This window comes from Enterobacter sp. ODB01 (genome assembly GCF_001623605.1).
Lineage (GTDB): Bacteria > Pseudomonadota > Gammaproteobacteria > Enterobacterales > Enterobacteriaceae > Enterobacter > Enterobacter kobei.
The window spans coordinates 450,225-467,505 of sequence record NZ_CP015227.1 but is presented as its reverse complement, the minus strand read 5'-3'; the positions used below and the strand labels follow the sequence as shown (position 1 = coordinate 467,505).

Below are 17,281 nucleotides of genomic sequence, written 5' to 3'. Positions count from 1 at the left end.
TCGCAATGCGCGTTAACGGCGTACAGCTTCGGGTGCGCGGCAAAGTGCAGGGCGTAGGGTTTCGTCCCTTTGTCTGGCAGCTGGCGCACCAGATGATGCTGACGGGCGACGTCTGTAACGACGGAGAGGGTGTCCTGGTGCGTCTCGCGGGTAATGGGGGGGACTTTACCGCGAGGCTGCGCCAGGACTGCCCACCGCTGGCGCGGATTGACGACGTAGACACGCAGCCCTTTAGCTGGCCCGCTCTGCCGACGGATTTTACCATCCGCCAGAGCGAGAGCGGGGCGATGGACACGCAAATCGTGCCGGATGCCGCCACCTGTCCGGCGTGCCTGGCGGAGATGCGCGATCCCCGCGAGCGCCGTTATCGTTACCCGTTTATCAACTGTACCCATTGCGGCCCGCGCTTCACCATCATCCGCGCCATGCCCTACGATCGCCCGGCCACGTCAATGGCCGACTTCCCGCTGTGCGCACCGTGTGAAGCCGAGTATCGCAACCCGGCCGATCGGCGTTTTCACGCTCAGCCGGTGGCCTGCCCGGACTGCGGGCCAGCGCTGATGTGGCGAGCCGGGGACAGCGTTGCCACGCGCGAACCGGCATTACGCGCCGCAGTGGAGAAGCTAAAAAGCGGCGGTATTGTCGCCATCAAGGGGCTGGGAGGCTTTCACCTTGCCTGCGACGCGCTTAACCCGCAGGCGGTGGCGACGCTACGGGCACGCAAACAGCGCCCGACGAAGCCGCTGGCGGTGATGATCCCCGATGCGGATGACCTGCCGGAGGCGATGCAGACCCTGCTACGCTCTCCTGCTGCGCCCATTGTGTTGACGCCCAAAGCCTCGCTTCCCGCGCTGCCTGAGGCCATTGCGCCGGGGCTAGATTGTGTCGGCGTGATGCTGCCTGCGAATCCGATTCAGCATTTACTGATGATGGACTGCCAGCGTCCGCTGGTGATGACCTCCGGCAACCTCAGCGGCCGCCCGCCTGCGATGACGAATCAGGAAGCGCTGGATGCGCTCCGCGACATGGCTGACGGCTTCCTGCTGCACAACCGCGATATTCTGCAACGGATGGATGATTCGGTGGTGGATCGGGATGGCGCGATGCTGCGTCGCGCGCGCGGTTTTGTGCCGGATGCCATCACGTTACCCGCCGGGTTTGACGATATCCCTGCCATATTGTCTACCGGGGCAGAGATGAAAAATACCTTCTGCCTGGTGCGCGGAAATCAGGCTGTGTTGAGCCCGCATTTTGGCGATCTCAGTGACGAGGGGGTCGACGCACAGTGGCGTTCGGCGCTGGCAATGATGCAACAGGTTTATGCCTTTAAGCCCGCGCGTGTCGTGTGCGATGCCCATCCGGCGTATCACGCCCGTCAGTGGGCGCTGGAGCAGGCGCTGCCCGTTGAAACCGTGCTGCATCATCATGCCCATGCGGCGGCGTGTCTGGCTGAAAATGGCTGGCCGCTCGGCGGTGGGGACGTTATCGCCCTGACGCTGGACGGGATCGGCATGGGCGAGAATGGCGCGCTGTGGGGCGGAGAGTGCCTGCGGGTGAACTATGTCGACTGCGAACATTTGGGTGGCCTGCCTGCCGTTGCGCTGCCGGGGGGCGATCTGGCAGCGAAGCAGCCGTGGCGCAATTTGCTCGCCCACTGCCTGGCCTTTGTGCCTGACTGGCAGCAGTTCCCGGAGACGCGGGCAGTGCAGGGCCAGAACTGGCCGCTACTGGCGACGGCGATCCAGCGTGGCATCAACGCGCCGCGGGCCTCGTCCTGTGGACGCCTGTTTGATGCGGTTGCCTGTGCGCTGGGCATCGATACGCAGTGCTACGAAGGCGAAGCGGCCTGCAGGCTGGAGGCGCTGGCGGCACGGTGCAACGGTGTGAAACACCCGGTTACGCTGTCGGTGGACGACCTTGCACTTTTCTGGCAACAGTGGCTTGCCTGGCAGGCGGAGCCCTGCGAGCGCGCGTGGGCGTTTCACGATGCGCTGGCCAGAGGGCTGTCGGAGCATGCCGCATCCCATGCCCGACGCTTATCGCTTTCAACAATCTGCCTCAGTGGCGGTGTGTTACATAACCGCCTGCTGCGCGCGCGCCTGCGGCATTATCTTTCTGACTTTACGCTTCTTTTTCCTTCGCGCCTGCCTGCAGGTGACGGAGCGATCTCCTTCGGGCAGGCGGTGGTCGCCGCTGCCCGGTCATGTTCACAAAGGATTTAAAATGTTACGACTGTTACGCAATGAACCTCGCGCCGCGCTTCTGCTGCTGGCACTGGTAATGGCAAACCTGCTGGCCTGGGGCTGGGCATGGCACACCTTCAGCGGCAGTACGGCGCTGATGGCGGCAAGCCTGCTGGCCTGGTGTTACGGGCTGCGTCATGCGGTGGATGCCGACCACATTGCTGCCATTGATACCGTGACGCGTAAGATGATGCAGCAGGGCAAACGCCCGTCCGGCGTGGGGGCGTGGTTCTCGCTGGGGCACTCCACCATCGTGGTGCTGGCTTCCATCGCTATCGCCGCCACCGCCACGGCGTTTCAGAAAAATATGGCATGGTTCCACGAGACCGGGAGCCTGATTGGCACCGCCGTTTCCGCCACCTTCCTGCTGGCGATGGCGCTGGTGAATATGGTGATTTTGCGCGGCGTATGGTGCAGTTTCCAGGCGCTGAAAAAGGGGCATGCGGCCCGCAGCGACGTGGAGCTTCCCGCCCAGGGTGGGGTGATGAGCTGGCTGTTTGGCAAAACCTTCCGCCTCGTCAATAAAAGCTGGCAGATGTACCTGGTGGGCTTCCTGTTTGGTCTCGGGTTTGATACCGCCACTGAAATTGGCGTGCTGGGGATTTCTGCCGCCAGCGCCTCCAGCGGGATGTCGGTGTGGTCAATCATGATCTTCCCGGCGCTCTTCGCCAGCGGTATGGCGCTGGTGGATACCCTCGACAATTTGCTGATGGTCGGTGCCTACGGCTGGGCGTTTAACAAACCGCAGCGCAAGCTCTACTACAACATGACCATTACCGGTACCTCCGTGGTGGTGGCGCTGTTCATTGGTGGGCTGGAAGCGCTGGGTCTGCTGATGGATAAATTTGCCCTTAGCGGCGGCATCTGGGATGCGGTGGGCGCGGTAAACGATAACCTCGGCAACGCCGGATTTGTGGTGGTCGGGCTGTTTGTCGCCTGCTGGCTGATCTCCATGGCCAACTACCGCTGGCGCGGCTACGATGCGCTGGTGGTGCGCTCCTGAATTTTTGCCTCAACTCTCTTTTTGTTGTTTTGTAGGCCGGGTAAGCGCAGCGCCACCCGGCAATACGACGGTTAAGCAGGTAGCGATTTCAGCAGCGCAAACGCCTCCTTCATTCTCTCTTCGCTCACCACAAAGGCGCGCAGTTGGTCATCTGCGTCGATGCCGCGCGCCACCATCCCCTGTGATTCAATGGCGATTTGCCAGTTCAGATCCTGTCGCTGCGTTTCTCCCGCAAGGTGCAGCGGCAGGTCCGGCGTTTTCACCTTCACCAGCATCGGCGGAAGCTTTAGCGGCGCGCTGACGCCGATCAGGTTTTTCGCCAGGACCATGGCGCTCAACTGGATCGGTTGCAGAAACGGCAGCACCCGGCCATTAATTTCCGCGCAGTCGCCCAGGGCATAAATGTCCGGCTGTGAGGTTTGCAGGTAGCTGTCGACCTTTACGCCGCGGTCTGTTTCGGCGCCTGCGCGATGTGCCAGCGCGGTTTCCGGGCGCAGACCCGTCGCGGCAACCACCGCATCCACCTCAACGCTGCGGTTGCGGTCGAGCGCCCCACGAATGCCGCCTGCGGTTTTGCTCAGACTCTGTAACTGCGATTTGAGCAGCAGATGGACGCCCATGTCGGTCAGTCGATGCTGTAAGCGGCTGCTTACTTCTGCGGGCATCAGCGCCGACAGAATGCTCGCCGCGTGGTCAACCAGGGTAACGGTTTTACCCGCGCGGCAGAAATCCATCGCCAGCTCGGTACCAATCAGCCCACCGCCGACGATCATCACGCGTTGCGCATCGCGAAGCCCCGTTTCGCTTGCCTGATACTCCTGCTGGCTGTTTAGGGTGATCATCAGCTCTCGCCCTTCAACGGGCGGCACAAAGGCAGAGGCCCCCGTGGCCAGAACCAGCTTGTCGTACTGCCAGATTTTGTCTTTCGCCTTCACGACGTGCGCGGCGGCGTCGATATCGGTAACCCAGGTGTAGGGAAACAGGCGCAGGTTAAACTGTTCCGCGAACTCCCCCGCCGTCTGGCGGGTGAGGTCTTCGGCGCGCTGATTCTGGCTGATGACATGGCTTAAATCAGGCTTGTTGTACTCATCCATGCTGTCGGCGGCGATCACCGTCACCGGCACGTTAGCGTCCTGTTTGCGGATATTTTTCACCAGCTGGCGGGCGGCGAAGCCCGAACCGATGATGACGATTCCGTGATTCATTTTGCCTCCGTACCCAGTTCGTCAAAGACGTCTTTACCGAGGGAACATTCCGGGCAGAGGAAGGTATCCGGCACGTCGCACCACGGGGTGCCCGGGGCAACGTCCTGAAGGGGTTCGCCCCGTTCCGGGTCATATATCCACTGGCAAACGCTGCACTGCATGCGTGGGCCGAGGTGTGCAGCAGCGGCAGCTGCACAGGCACAGGCTTCCTGCTGTTCGGTAGGTTTTGCAGACGCCTCAGGAAGCGGTACGAGCGCCCACTGACGGGCAATGTCGCGGCCATGCTGACGGCAAATTTCCAGCGCGTCGATATCCGGGCGCCATTTCGCTTTCAGACTCAGGGACATCTCAAAACCTGCATCCTGCAGACGGGTAGAGAGGCGATCTACCGCGCCGCCGCTCCAGCCGTGAGAGCCAAACGCGCTGGCGCGTTTGTTGCGAAAACGCAGGCCGGTCATCTCTTCCACCAGGCCAGCAATTTTCGGCATCATCACGTTGTTCATCGTGGAGGTGCCCACCAGCACGCCTTTTGAGCGGAAGACATTGGTGAGGATCTCGTTTTTATCGCTGCGCGCCACGTTGAAGATTTTCACCGCCACGTTCGGATCCACTTCGTTGATGCCCTGGGCAATGGCGTCCGCCATCATGCGGGTGTTATTGGACATGGTGTCGTAGAAAATCGTGATGCGGTCTTCCTGATAATCCGCCGCCCATTTCAGGTACAGCTCAACGATCTGGGTGGGGTTTTCACGCCACACCACGCCGTGGGAGGTGGCAATCATGTCCACCGGCAGGTTAAAGCCGAGGATCTCGGTGATTTTTGGCGTCACCAGACGGCTGAACGGGGTCAGAATGTTGGCGTAGTAGCGCTGGCACTGCTCAAACAGTTCGGTCTGATCCACTTCATCATTGAACAGGCGTTCGTCACAGTAGTGCTGGCCAAAGGCGTCGTTGCTGAACAATACCGCGTCGCCGGTCATGTAGGTCATCATGCTGTCCGGCCAGTGCAGCATTGGGGTTTCTACGAAGATCAGCTGTTTGCCGTTGCCGATATCCAGCGAGTCGCCGGTTTTCACGGTGTGGAAATTCCACTCCGGATGATGGTGATGACCGTTGATCGAGTCAATGGCGTTGGTGGTGCAGTAGATCGGTGTATTCGGAATGTACGACATCAGCTCGGTCAACGCACCGGCGTGATCCTCTTCCGCGTGGTTGATGATGATGTAGTCGATTGCGTCGAGATCGATTTCGCTGCGCAGGTTCTGCACGAACTCGCGGCTGAATTTGTGATCGACGGTATCGATCAGGACGTTTTTGCCTTCACGGATAAGATAGCTGTTGTAGCTGCTGCCGCGCAGCGTTTTGTATTCCGTCCCGTGGAAATCACGCACCTCCCAGTCACGTTGACCCACCCAATGAATGTTATTTTTAACCAGAATAGACATAGCAACCTCAACGTAATACAGCGTTTTTGAATAAGATGATTTGCCTATATCACATTGCGTGCCAACTTTTATTTTATTGATTTTAATGGATTATTATTTATATACCTCGTGATGAGTAGTCATTATGACTATCCTGATGACGGTCAATATGACACTATTTATTGTCAAAATGACAGCGAGGCAGCCATGAGTTTTTCCGTAGATGTGCTGGCGAAGATCGCCATTGAACTGCAAACCGGTATCGGTCATCAGGACCGTTTTCAGCGGCTTATCTCCACGCTGCGTCACGTGCTGGCGTGCGATGCCTCGGCGCTGTTGCGCTACGAGGGGAGACAATTTATTCCGCTGGCTATCGACGGGCTCGCGAAAGATGTTCTCGGGCGGCGGTTTACTCTTGAAGGGCATCCGCGGCTGGAAACCATTGCCCGTGCGGGTGACGTGGTACGTTTCCCGGCGGACAGCGACTTGCCGGATCCCTACGACGGTCTGATCCCGGGGCAGGAGAGCCTGAAGGTGCACGCCTGTATCGGTCTGCCGCTGTTTGCCGGACAACACCTGATTGGCGCATTAACCCTCGACGGCATGTCGCCGGACCAGTTCGACACCTTCAGTGATGAAGAGTTAAGGCTGATTGCCGCGCTGGCCTCCGGGGCGCTCAATAACGCGTTGCTGATAGAACAGCTGGAAAGCCAGAATATTCTTCCCGGCAGCCCGTCGGCGTTTGAGCCGGTGGCGCACACGGAGATGATCGGCCTGTCGCCGGGCATAGCGCAGCTTAAAAAAGAGATTGAGATTGTCGCCGCGTCCGACCTGAACGTGCTGATCTTCGGTGAAACCGGCACCGGTAAAGAGCTGGTGGCGAAGTCAATTCATGAAGCCTCACCACGCGCGGCCAACCCGCTCGTATACCTTAACTGTGCCGCATTGCCGGAGAGCGTGGCGGAAAGCGAGCTGTTTGGTCACGTCAAAGGGGCATTTACCGGGGCCATCAGCAACCGCAGCGGTAAGTTTGAGATGGCCGATAACGGGACGCTGTTTCTCGATGAGATTGGAGAGCTTTCGCTTTCGCTCCAGGCCAAACTGCTGCGCGTATTGCAGTACGGTGACATCCAGCGCGTGGGGGATGACCGCAGCTTACGGGTGGACGTGCGCGTGCTGGCGGCGACCAACCGCGACCTGCGAGAAGCGGTGCTGGCCGGGCATTTCCGCGCGGATCTTTTCCACCGTCTGAGCGTGTTCCCGCTTACCGTGCCGCCGCTGCGCGAGCGCGGAGAAGATGTGGTTCTGCTGGCGGGCTATTTCTGCGAGCAATGCCGTCTCAGAATGGGGCTTTCCCGCGTGGTACTCAGCCCGGGGGCAAGGGCGCATCTGTTGAGCTACGGCTGGCCGGGCAACGTGCGGGAGCTCGAGCATGCGATTCACCGTGCGGTAGTGCTGGCGCGGGCGACGCGTGCGGGTGATGAGGTTGTGATCCACGCGCGTCATTTTGCGTTGCACGATGACGCCGTGCAGGCGGTGGCTCAGCGTGTGCCGGAGAATGCAAATGAAAACCTGCGCGAGGCGACGGAAGCGTTCCAGCGTCAGATGATTACCCGTGCGCTGGAGCAGAACAACCGCAGCTGGGCGGCGTGCGCGCGGGCGCTGGAGATGGACGTCGCCAACCTGCACCGGCTGGCGAAGCGTCTTGGGCTGAAGGGTTAAATAATCCCCGCCTGGTAGAAATCCTGCAGGTTGATGGCACCGCAGAGCTTGCCGGCGTCATCCACCACCGGTGCGGCGGTGATTTTGCGCTTCATCAGCACCTCTTTGGCCTCAATGGCGCGGCTGTCGGCATTCAGCGTCAGCCCGCCTTTGGTCATCGCGTCAGACACTTTCGTTTCCAGTTTGCCACCCCCCACCAGCCAGCGCCGCAGGTCGCCGTCAGTGAATACGCCCTGGACGCTACCGTTGTCGTCACACACCGCGACCAGCCCCAGCCCGGTGCGGCTCAGTTCCAGCATCGCGTCCATCACGCTGGTATCGAGCTTGACCTGGGGAATGGCATCGTCAGTGCGCATCAGATGATGAACCTTATTGAGCAGCCGCGCGCCGAGCGCGCCCGCCGGATGCGAACGGGCAAAATCTTCTTCGTTAAATCCGCGCGCCTGCATCACCGCCATCGCCAGCGCGTCACCCATCATCAGGGTGTTGACGGTGCTGGAGGTCGGGGCAAGGTGCATCGGGCAGGCTTCACGCTCAACGGAAATATCCAGCGTCGCTTTAGCGGCCAGCGCCAGCGGCGAGCGGGATTTGCCGGTCATCGCCAGCAGAGCGACCGATTTCTCCTGCAGGCGCGGAATAATAAGATCCAGCTCTTTGGCCGAACCGGAGTAGGAGATAAACAGCATCACATCGCGGCTTTCAATCATCCCCAGATCGCCATGCAGCGCCTCGGCGGGATGCACGAAGAAGGCCGGGGTGCCGGTGCTCGCCAGCGTCGCGGCAATTTTTTTGCCGATATGGCCGGATTTACCGATGCCCGCCACGATCACTTTGCCTTCGCAGTGGATAATCGTGTTGGCGGCGCGGACAAAATCCTCGCCCAGACGTTCTGGCAGGCGGCTGGCTTCCTGCAGCTCCAGCATCAGCGTCTGGCGGCCCGTTTCTAACAGAAAATCACTCATCTCTCTCTCCGGTTACGATCACGTCGATACCTTTCTCTTCCAGCGCCTTTTTGAACGCCGGATCAATCCCCGCGTCGGTAATCAGCTTATCAACGCTTTCAAGGCTACAGACAATGTTGGGGCTTTTGCGGCCAAACTTCGACGAGTCTGCCATCAAAATCACTTCCCGTGCGGCGTTGCACATCGCTTTACTGACGCTGAATACCTCATTGAAGGTCGTGACGCCTGCGTTCAGATCGATGCCGTCGGTGCCCATAAACAGCTTATCGAAGCTGAAGTGGTCGAAAGCGTTCTCGGCCAGCTGACCGTGAAACGACGCCGATTTTTTGCGAAAGGTGCCGCCGGGCATCAGGATAGTCTGCTCGCTGTCAAATTCCGACAGGGCGTTGACGATATGCAGGCTGTTGGTCATCACCGTGATGTTGTTAAAGCGGCTGAGCAGGGGGATCATTTGCAGGACGGTGCTGCCTGCGTCGAGAATGATGGAATCACCATCGTGAATAAATTTAACGGCGGCCTCGGCAATAAGCGCTTTCTGGTGGGTATTGATCAGCGTTTTGTGATCGATAGGCGGGTCAGCTTCGTCCTTATTCAGCATCACCCCGCCGTAAGTTCGGATGACGGCGCCAGAGTTTTCGAGCAATACCAGGTCCTTGCGTATTGTCGTGCCGGTGGTGTCAAAGTAGTGGGCCAGATCCTCCACCGAGCATTTCCCCTGCTTTTGCAGATACTCGAGAATGGCCGCCTGCCGCTGACGTGGTTTCATAGGCGCTTCGTTCCTTAGGTTGCGAAATGATAATTTCGCAAGTCTATAGCTTTCACAACGAAATTATCCATGTTTCAGATTAAGCGCTAATGATAGTGCATTCTGACAGCCTGAATCATGGGGAAAGATCACATCAGGCCGTAATTCCTGCAGTGAAATGCCGTTGATTGCCTGGATTTTAGTCGGACGAGCAAACACCGTCATGCCACGCATGATCAGGGAATCGCATACGCAATCGTGTTCATCCAACGCAACGGCGACCACCACGCGCGGTTTAAAGCGTCCGCCGGAACGTCCGACGCCCACGCGACCTTTCTGACACAGGGCATCAAACGCGCGGTTGAACTGATGGATCTGCCAGCCGCCAAACGCCATCTGGCAGATCCAGGCGAGGGCGGCGACGGTGATGAGTGCGGTGACCATATTGACTCCTTTAATTGCCGGGTGGCGGCTGCGCCTTACCCGGCCTACGGTTTGAAGGTTTTTGTAGGCCCGGTAAGCGTTAGCGCCACCGGGCAAAACCGCTCGATCAGAACATCACCTGCCCGCCGGTGACGTTAATCGACTGCCCGGTGCAGTACGACGCTTTCGGGCTGGCGTAAAACAGCAGCATGTTCAGCACGTCCTGATAATCGCACCCGCGCTTCAGCGGCACTTTGTCGATGTAGTACTGCTCCACGTCCTCAGCCTTGATGCCGAGCTTGGTGGCGTACTGCGGCAGCAGGGACTGGAACATTGGCGATTTCAGCAGGTTGCCCAGCATCAGCGAGTGAACGGTAATGCCGTATTCAGCCAGATCCAGCGCCAGAGACTGCGTCAGCCCCACGCCGCCAAACTTGGCCGCGCTGTAGCCGGAGTTGTGCTTGCTGCCCACTTTCCCGGATTTCGAGTTGATCTGAATAATGCGCCCCTGAATACCGTCGCGGATCATCAGGCGGGAAAACTCGCGGGCGCAGAGGAAATAACCCACCAGATTGACCTGCAGCGAGCGGTCAAAATCCCCCAGTTCGAAATCGCTGATAAACGCCGCTTTCGCAATTCCCGCGCTGTAGACCAGCAGGTCGGTACGTCCAAAAATCTCGTCCACGCCGCGGGCGAGCGCCATTACGCTTTGCTCGCTGGTGGCGTCGGCACCAAACCCGTACGCCATCCCTTCACCAAATTCGGTGTTGATGGTGTCCGCCACGCGGGCGGCTTTTTCACTCTGAATATCCACGACCGCCACGCGGTAGCCTTCTGCGGCAAGCCCACGGCAAAGGAACTCACCTAAGGTTTGTCCTCCACCAATGACAACGGCAACCTGACTCATGTGTTTCTCCTTAATTACGCAACAAATTTTAACGTGCAGCCTGGGGTGACAGCCTGCGGAACCGGGCCCGCTACGTGAACCGTACCGGGATACTCCGCCTGCGGCTGTCCGTCAAAACGCAGGGTGATATGGCCCAGTTCGCGCAGGTTTTGCTCGGCGACATCGCCGACGGCGGTTACCGCATAGCGCGTCTCGCCCAGCTCCAGCTGGCTTCCTGCTTTCAGCTCGCCGTTAAGCTCGCCGTGGCAGTGAATAAAGCAAAACTCTTCGATATCCGCCGGGGCACCTTCGCGGAAAGTAATCAGCATCTGGTCGCTGAGCGCATCCGCTGCGCTCTGGCCGATGCGGGTAATGGTGGTCTGATAAATCACGGTCATCGCAGGAACCTCTTATTGATAGATAAAGCCGGAGACAAACCAGGCAATCAGCACCGTCGGCGCGCCCGTCAGGAAGCGGCTGACCAGTACGGACGGCACGCCTACGCGCACGGTGTCCTGGCGCGCTTCGGCCAGTGACAGTCCGACGGGGATGAAGTCGCACGCGGCCTGGGCGTTAATGGCAAACAGGGCGGGCAGGGCGAGGTGTGGCGGAATATTGCCGAGGCCAATCTGTACGCCAATCAGTACGCCGATGACCTGAGCGATCACCGCGCCCGGGCCGAGGAACGGCGACAGCAGCGGGAAGGAGCAGATCAGGGCCAGCGTCACCAGCCCGAGCGGGTGGCTGGCGAGCGGGGCGAGGCCGTGGGCAATCCAGTCGCCCAGGCCGGACGCCATGATGATGCCGATCAGCGCCGAGACGAACGCCATAAACGGCAGAATGGTTTTCAGTACCGTGTCGATGGTGTCGCGCCCGGACTGGAACAGCACCGCCACGGCGGAGCCCATCCCCATCCCGACCTTCGCCAGCAGGCCGTCGCTCTGCTCGGTGATTTTCTTGCTGGTATCGTAATCTCGCGGGGCCACTTTTTGCGGCGCGGGACTGCCATTCACCAGAGTGATGTTGTCCTCTTTCACGCCTGACACATAGATGTCTTCAAGGATGTACTGTGCCAGCGGGCCGGATTTGCCGGTGGAGTGGATATTCACCGTCGGAATACGCCGCTTCGGATAGATGCCGCAGCGCAGCGTGCCGCCGCAGTCGATCACCGCCACGCCGATTTCCGCTTCCGGCGGCTCACCCTCTTTAAAGCCATCGACGGCTTCCCAGCCGGTCAGCTCACGCAGCTTATCGACGATCGCCGGGCGCGTGCCTGCGGTGATGTAAACGATCTTTTTGCCTTCGGTGGCGTCGAACTCCAGCGGGCCGCCCCAGCCACCCGTGCCTTTCTCAATGCGGATCCGGTTCATGCTGTGGCTCCTGAAAGATGGACTTTTTGTTCAAGCTGGATACCCATTTTTTTCTCGAAAATGGCGGTGGTGAGGTCTGTGACCCAGCCGCGGAAGAAGTTGGTCACCAGGCCAACCAGCAGGTAACTGACCGCCAGCGGGCCGAGCGGCAGACCAAGGGTGGTAAGGCCGCTGGCGATACCGAGGTAAACAAACAGCTCTCCGGGGTTGATGTGCGGGAACAGGCCGTTCATCGAATGGCAGCTGTAGGAGGCGGCGGCGTAATAACTCGGCTTGTACTTTTCTGGCATAAAGCGGCCGAGGCTTAAGGTCATCGGGTTGCAGAACACGAAGGTGCCGATGAACGGCAAAATCAGGTAGCGGGACAGCGGGTTCCCGGCGCAGCGCTGAGCGAAGCGTTCAATGCGATGCTGGCCGATAAAGTTAATCAGCGCGTTCATGATCACCAGCAGGCTGATCAGCAGGGGCAGGATCCCGGTCACCATGCCGGTGAACACTTCTCCGCCTTTCTGAAACAGCCCGATGAACCACTCGGCGCCGTGGGTGATGGTTTCTATCATTGTTCTCTCCTGTGGGGCTTTTTTGTTTTGTATTACTGGGGCTAATAATAATCACTTTGAAAGGTTTTAAAGTGTTAGTTGGATCTCACAATGAAAGAAAAATGGATTATTTTGAAAGTTAATTGATGTGATGAATGATTTCCGGTGGAAAAAAGCACGGATTTGCGTCGGGGAGGTGCGTACCGCTTCCTTGAGGTGTTACGGATGCTTTACCATACTGGGTTCTTATCGAACCCGTTAAATGGATGTCTCATGTTCAAGCGTCGTTATGCAGCGCTGTTGCCAGCGCTTATTCTGCTGTCTGCCTGCAGTAGCAAACCTAAGACCGAAGCTGTTCAGCAAACGGCTGGCGCCCCTTCCGGAGGGTTCCTGCTGGAGCCGCAGCACAATATGATGCAGATGGGTGGCGACTTCGCGAATAACCCGGCGGCCGAGCAGTTCATTGATAAAATGGTGAGCAAACACGGCTTTGACCGCCAGCAGCTGCACGAAATTTTGTCCCAGGCAAAGCGTCTGGACTACGTGCTGCGCCTGATGGACAGACAGGCACCGACGGCACAGGTCCCTACCGGGCCAAACGGCGCATGGTTGCGCTATCGCAAACAGTTTATTACCCCGGACAACGTGCAAAACGGCGTGGTGTTCTGGAATCAGTATGAAGATGCCCTTAATCGCGCGTGGCAGGTATACGGCGTGCCGCCGGAGATCATCGTCGGGATTATCGGCGTGGAAACCCGCTGGGGCCGCGTAATGGGCAAAACCCGCATCCTCGATGCGCTGGCGACGCTCTCCTTTAACTACCCGCGCCGCGCGGAGTATTTCTCTTCCGAGCTGGAAACCTTCCTGCTGATGGCGCGCAACGAGCAGGACGACCCGCTCGATCTGAAAGGTTCGTTTGCCGGTGCGATGGGCTACGGCCAGTTTATGCCATCCTCCTATAAACAATATGCCGTCGACTTCAATGGCGATGGTCATATCAACCTGTGGGATCCGGTGGATGCCATCGGCAGCGTGGCAAACTACTTCAAAGCGCACGGCTGGACGCCAGGTGGTCAGGTAGCCGTGCAGGCGAACGGCGAGGCATTTGGTCTGGAAAACGGCTTTAAAACCAAATACAGCGTCGCGCAGCTGACGGCGGCAGGCTTAACGCCAACGCAGCCGCTGGGCAATGTTGACCAGGTAAGCCTGCTGCGTCTGGACGTGGGAACCGGTTATCAGTACTGGTACGGCATGCCGAACTTCTACACCATCACCCGTTATAACCACAGCACTCATTATGCCATGGCCGTATGGCAGCTGGGGCTGGCGGTCTCGCAGGCCCGCGTGCCGGCGGCGTCACCGTTTAGTCAGTAAGTCGCTCTGACGGGCAGGCCTGATGCCCTCACCCTGACCCTCTCCCACGGGAGAGGGTCGTTTTACAGAAACATTTCGCCACACTCCCTTTTCAAACCCGCCATTTACATCTCAATCACCTTTCATTATTGTTATGTTATAACATTTAACGTGGTGTCGAGATGTCAACGTCCCTTTTCTCTCTGTCTGCTCCGGTTCGGCTTTTACTGGCGCTGGTGCTTATTGTTTTTATCGGGCTGGCCGTGCGCTGGGCGGTGGCGCTGCCATGATCCTGATGAACGAACTGGTCGCGGGCTATGACCGCCAGCCTGTAACGCGGCCCCTCTCAGGCACGATTGAGCGCGGCAGTATGACGGCTATCGTCGGCGCCAATGGCTGCGGAAAATCCACGCTGCTGAAAACGCTCGCCGGGTTTATTCCTCCCGTGGGCGGCAGCTTTCGCTGGCAGGGTAAGCGCCCGGTGATTGGCTGGCTGGCACAGCGCCACGCACTCGAGGCGCAATTTCCGCTCACCGTTCAGGACGTGGTGAGTATGGGCTGCTGGCCGGGCATATCGCTCTTATCCGGGTTTCGTCGGGAAACGCGGTTACGCATTGCCAGCGCGCTGGAGCGGGTCGGGCTGGCGTCGATGGCGCTTTCCACCATTGATGAACTCTCCGGTGGGCAGTTTCAGCGCATGTTATTTGCCCGCGTTTTAGTGCAGCAGGCACCGCTTGTGATGCTCGATGAGCCTTTCACCGGCGTCGACGAAGCGACCTGCAACGTGCTGATGGATCTAATGCTGGAGATGTATATGCAGGGCCAGACTCTGCTTGCGGTATTGCATGACAGCGAGCGTGTGGCACGCCACTTCCCGCAAACATTAATGCTGGATGCTGACATTCCCCACTGGAAAACCGAGCGGGTGAGGGTGGCATGATTTGGCATCTCTTTTTCCAGCCGTTTATTGAGTACGGCTTTATGCGTCGTGCGCTGGTGGTCTGCCTGGCCCTTTCTGTCAGTACAACCGCACTCGGCGTATTCCTCCAGCTGCGCCGGATGAGCCTGATGGGTGATGCCCTTTCTCACGCCATTTTACCCGGTGTCGCCGTAGGGTATTTGCTCAGCGGTATGTCGCTGCTGGCGATGAGTATCGGTGGTTTTATTGCCGGCATTACCGTGGCGCTGGTGGCCGGCCTGGTCAGCCGACGCACGCCGCTTAAAGAGGATGCCAGCTTTGCCGGATTTTACCTTGGCTCACTGGCACTGGGCGTCACGCTGGTGTCGCTGCGCGGGTCGAATGTCGATCTGCTGCATCTGCTGTTTGGTTCCATTCTTGCGGTGGACAACGATGCGGCGCTGTTTGTCACGGGCGTTTGCATGTTCACCCTGATAACGCTGGCGATTTTCTATCGTGGGCTGGTGACCGAAGCCTTTGATACCGCCTGGTTGCAGGTCAATGCCCGCGGGTTGCCCGGCCTGCTCCACGGACTGTTTCTGGCGCTGCTGGTGCTTAACCTGGTGGCCGGTTTTCAGGTGCTCGGCACGCTGATGGCCGTCGGGCTGATGATGCTCCCGGCGGTGGCGGCACGCTGCTGGGTGCGCACATTGCCAGGTTTGCTTTTGATGGCCGGCATCAGCGGAATTTTCTGCGCGTGGCTGGGCTTAAGTTTGTCCTGGGCAATCAGTCTGCCCGCCGGACCGTCCATTGTGCTGACCGCCAGCGCGTTGTTCTTTATTTCTGTTTTATTTGGCACGCGAAGCAGGCTGGCTGGCAGTCTGCGCGCGCTTTTTTAAGGCAAGGGGAAACGATGAAACATACAGGATTAGTGATGGCGCTTGCGCTGGGTATGCTGTCGAACGGCGTGATGGCGAAAACGCTGAATGTGGTGACCAGCTTTTCGATACTGGGAGATATTACGCAGGAAGTGGGCGGCGACCATGTGAACGTGACGACGCTGGTCGGGCCGGACGGCGATCCGCATACCTTCGAACCGTCACCTAAAGACAGCGCGGCGCTGAGCAAGGCTGACGTGGTGGTGGTCAACGGCCTGGGGCTGGAAGGGTGGCTCGACCGTCTTGTGAAAGCCTCCGGTTTCAAAGGGCAGCTGGTTGTGGCCTCAACCGGGGTAAAAACGCACACGCTCGAGGAAGATGGAAAGACCGTGACCGACCCGCATGCCTGGAATAGCGCGGCGAACGGTGCGCTGTATGCACAAAATATTCTGAACGGGCTGGTGAAAGCAGATCCAGAGGATAAAGCGGCACTGGAGGCTTCAGGCCAGCCGTATATCGCGCAACTGACGCAACTGGACGGCTGGGCCAAAACCCGCTTTAGCCAGATCCCACAGGAAAAACGTAACGTGCTGACCAGCCATGACGCATTCGGCTATTTTAGCCGCGCGTATGGCGTCACCTTCATGGCACCGCAAGGGCTCTCTTCAGACAGCGAGGCCAGCGCAGCGCAGGTCGCTGAGATTATCAATCAGATCAAAGCCGATGGCGTGAAAACCTGGTTTATGGAAAACCAGCTCGATCCGCGTCTGGTGAAGCAAATTGCGACGGCGACAGGCGCGCAGCCGGGAGGCGAACTTTACCCGGAAGCCCTGTCGGCAAAAGGTGGGGTTGCTGATACCTACGTTAAGGCATTTCGCCACAACGTGAACACCCTCGCTGACAGTATGAAATAACCTCCCCCATAGCCGGTGCGCCCGCATCGGCTTTTTTCTGAAGCCCCCTCGTAAAACCCGAAGCGCATCCCCATATTTGACGAGAAAGTGCTATCTTGTGCTGCACGTTTTTCTGAAGCCTGGAGCGAGAATGACTGACCATGAATTGATGCAGCTTAGCGAGATAGTCGGACTGGCGCTTAAGCAACGCGGGGCGACCCTTACCACCGCGGAATCCTGCACCGGCGGCTGGGTGGCGAAAGCGATTACCGATATTGCCGGCAGTTCCGCCTGGTTTGAACGCGGCTTTGTGACCTACAGTAACGAAGCTAAAGCACAGATGATTGGCGTGCGTGAATCCACGCTGGAACAGCACGGCGCGGTCAGCGAGCCGGTGGTGATCGAGATGGCCATTGGCGCGCTAAAAGAGGCGCGGGCAGATTACGCGATTTCAATCAGCGGCATCGCGGGCCCGGACGGCGGCAGTGACGTGAAGCCCGTAGGCACCGTCTGGTTTGGTTTTGCGACCTCAAAAGGTGAAGGGATCACTCGCCGGGAGTGCTTTAGCGGCGACCGTGAAAGCGTGCGTCGTCAGGCAACGGAATATGCGTTAAAAACGCTCTGGCAACAATTTCTACAAAACACTTGATACTGTATGACCATACAGTATAATTGCACCAACAGAACAGAAATCCACGGTGAAGCACAGTCGCTTCTCCCGGCATGACAGGAGTAAT

Annotated in this window: 17 protein-coding genes; 8 read left to right on the top strand and 9 right to left on the bottom strand. The window is 58.8% G+C overall.

Features of this window, described 5'->3' with window-relative positions; translation table 11 throughout:
- Positions 1 to 5 precede the first annotated feature (5 nt).
- Both hypF and A4308_RS02235 read left to right on the top strand, forming a co-directional pair.
- Positions 6 to 2,222 (top strand): carbamoyltransferase HypF, encoded by a 2,217-nt coding sequence (hypF, locus tag A4308_RS02240; protein ID WP_045282209.1) that lies wholly within the window; start codon positions 6 to 8, stop codon positions 2,220 to 2,222.
- Position 2,223: 1 nt separating this feature from the next.
- On the top strand, positions 2,224 to 3,246 hold the full coding sequence (locus tag A4308_RS02235) for a HoxN/HupN/NixA family nickel/cobalt transporter (protein WP_023337689.1): 1,023 nt from the start codon (positions 2,224 to 2,226) through the stop codon (positions 3,244 to 3,246).
- Between the two features lie 71 nt (positions 3,247 to 3,317).
- Here A4308_RS02235 and norW read toward each other — a convergent pair whose 3' ends face one another.
- Both norW and norV read right to left on the bottom strand, forming a co-directional pair.
- Complete coding sequence (norW, locus tag A4308_RS02230) at positions 3,318 to 4,451, bottom strand: NADH:flavorubredoxin reductase NorW (RefSeq protein ID WP_023331159.1); 1,134 nt, start codon at positions 4,449 to 4,451, stop codon at positions 3,318 to 3,320.
- A complete protein-coding gene (norV, locus tag A4308_RS02225; protein WP_045282210.1) occupies positions 4,448 to 5,896 on the bottom strand; it encodes an anaerobic nitric oxide reductase flavorubredoxin in 1,449 nt (482 codons plus the stop codon). Before norV ends, norW begins: the two co-directional genes overlap by 4 nt.
- A gap of 186 nt (positions 5,897 to 6,082) precedes the next feature.
- Between norV and norR the strand changes: the two genes are divergently transcribed.
- Positions 6,083 to 7,597: a nitric oxide reductase transcriptional regulator NorR gene (norR, locus tag A4308_RS02220; protein ID WP_045134081.1), complete on the top strand. Its 1,515-nt coding sequence runs from the start codon at positions 6,083 to 6,085 to the stop codon at positions 7,595 to 7,597.
- Here the strand turns inward: norR and gutQ are convergent.
- From gutQ to srlA, 7 genes are all read right to left on the bottom strand, one after another.
- Positions 7,594 to 8,559, bottom strand: coding sequence for an arabinose-5-phosphate isomerase GutQ (gene gutQ, locus A4308_RS02215; protein ID WP_014884991.1), 966 nt, complete (start codon positions 8,557 to 8,559; stop codon positions 7,594 to 7,596). The genes norR and gutQ overlap by 4 nt on opposite strands.
- Positions 8,552 to 9,325 (bottom strand): glucitol operon DNA-binding transcriptional repressor SrlR, encoded by a 774-nt coding sequence (srlR, locus tag A4308_RS02210; protein WP_014884990.1) that lies wholly within the window; start codon positions 9,323 to 9,325, stop codon positions 8,552 to 8,554. The genes gutQ and srlR overlap by 8 nt, the downstream gene beginning before the upstream one ends.
- A gap of 63 nt (positions 9,326 to 9,388) precedes the next feature.
- Positions 9,389 to 9,748 (bottom strand): transcriptional regulator GutM, encoded by a 360-nt coding sequence (gene gutM / locus A4308_RS02205; protein WP_023331155.1) that lies wholly within the window; start codon positions 9,746 to 9,748, stop codon positions 9,389 to 9,391.
- Between the two features lie 106 nt (positions 9,749 to 9,854).
- Complete coding sequence (srlD, locus tag A4308_RS02200; protein ID WP_014884988.1) at positions 9,855 to 10,634, bottom strand: sorbitol-6-phosphate dehydrogenase; 780 nt, start codon at positions 10,632 to 10,634, stop codon at positions 9,855 to 9,857.
- A gap of 14 nt (positions 10,635 to 10,648) precedes the next feature.
- Positions 10,649 to 11,011, bottom strand: coding sequence for a PTS glucitol/sorbitol transporter subunit IIA (srlB, locus tag A4308_RS02195; protein WP_014884987.1), 363 nt, complete (start codon positions 11,009 to 11,011; stop codon positions 10,649 to 10,651).
- A 12-nt stretch (positions 11,012 to 11,023) separates the two neighbouring features.
- Entirely contained in the window at positions 11,024 to 11,983 is a 960-nt protein-coding gene (gene srlE / locus A4308_RS02190) for a PTS glucitol/sorbitol transporter subunit IIB (protein ID WP_014884986.1), read from the bottom strand.
- On the bottom strand, positions 11,980 to 12,543 hold the full coding sequence (gene srlA, locus A4308_RS02185) for a PTS glucitol/sorbitol transporter subunit IIC (RefSeq protein ID WP_023331154.1): 564 nt from the start codon (positions 12,541 to 12,543) through the stop codon (positions 11,980 to 11,982). Before srlA ends, srlE begins: the two co-directional genes overlap by 4 nt.
- A 252-nt stretch (positions 12,544 to 12,795) precedes the next feature.
- On the opposite strand from srlA, the gene mltB reads away from it, so the two are divergent.
- From mltB to pncC, 5 genes are all read left to right on the top strand, one after another.
- Positions 12,796 to 13,896, top strand: coding sequence for a lytic murein transglycosylase B (gene mltB, locus A4308_RS02180; RefSeq protein WP_023331153.1), 1,101 nt, complete (start codon positions 12,796 to 12,798; stop codon positions 13,894 to 13,896).
- Between the two features lie 265 nt (positions 13,897 to 14,161).
- On the top strand, positions 14,162 to 14,815 hold the full coding sequence (locus A4308_RS02175; protein ID WP_023331152.1) for a metal ABC transporter ATP-binding protein: 654 nt from the start codon (positions 14,162 to 14,164) through the stop codon (positions 14,813 to 14,815).
- Positions 14,812 to 15,672: a metal ABC transporter permease gene (locus A4308_RS02170; protein ID WP_014884981.1), complete on the top strand. Its 861-nt coding sequence runs from the start codon at positions 14,812 to 14,814 to the stop codon at positions 15,670 to 15,672. Before A4308_RS02175 ends, A4308_RS02170 begins: the two co-directional genes overlap by 4 nt.
- A gap of 14 nt (positions 15,673 to 15,686) precedes the next feature.
- Positions 15,687 to 16,565, top strand: a complete 879-nt coding sequence (locus tag A4308_RS02165) for a metal ABC transporter substrate-binding protein (RefSeq protein ID WP_045282211.1) — start codon at positions 15,687 to 15,689, stop codon at positions 16,563 to 16,565.
- A 130-nt stretch (positions 16,566 to 16,695) separates the two neighbouring features.
- Positions 16,696 to 17,193, top strand: coding sequence for a nicotinamide-nucleotide amidase (gene pncC, locus A4308_RS02160; RefSeq protein WP_023331148.1), 498 nt, complete (start codon positions 16,696 to 16,698; stop codon positions 17,191 to 17,193).
- Positions 17,194 to 17,281 lie beyond the last annotated feature (88 nt).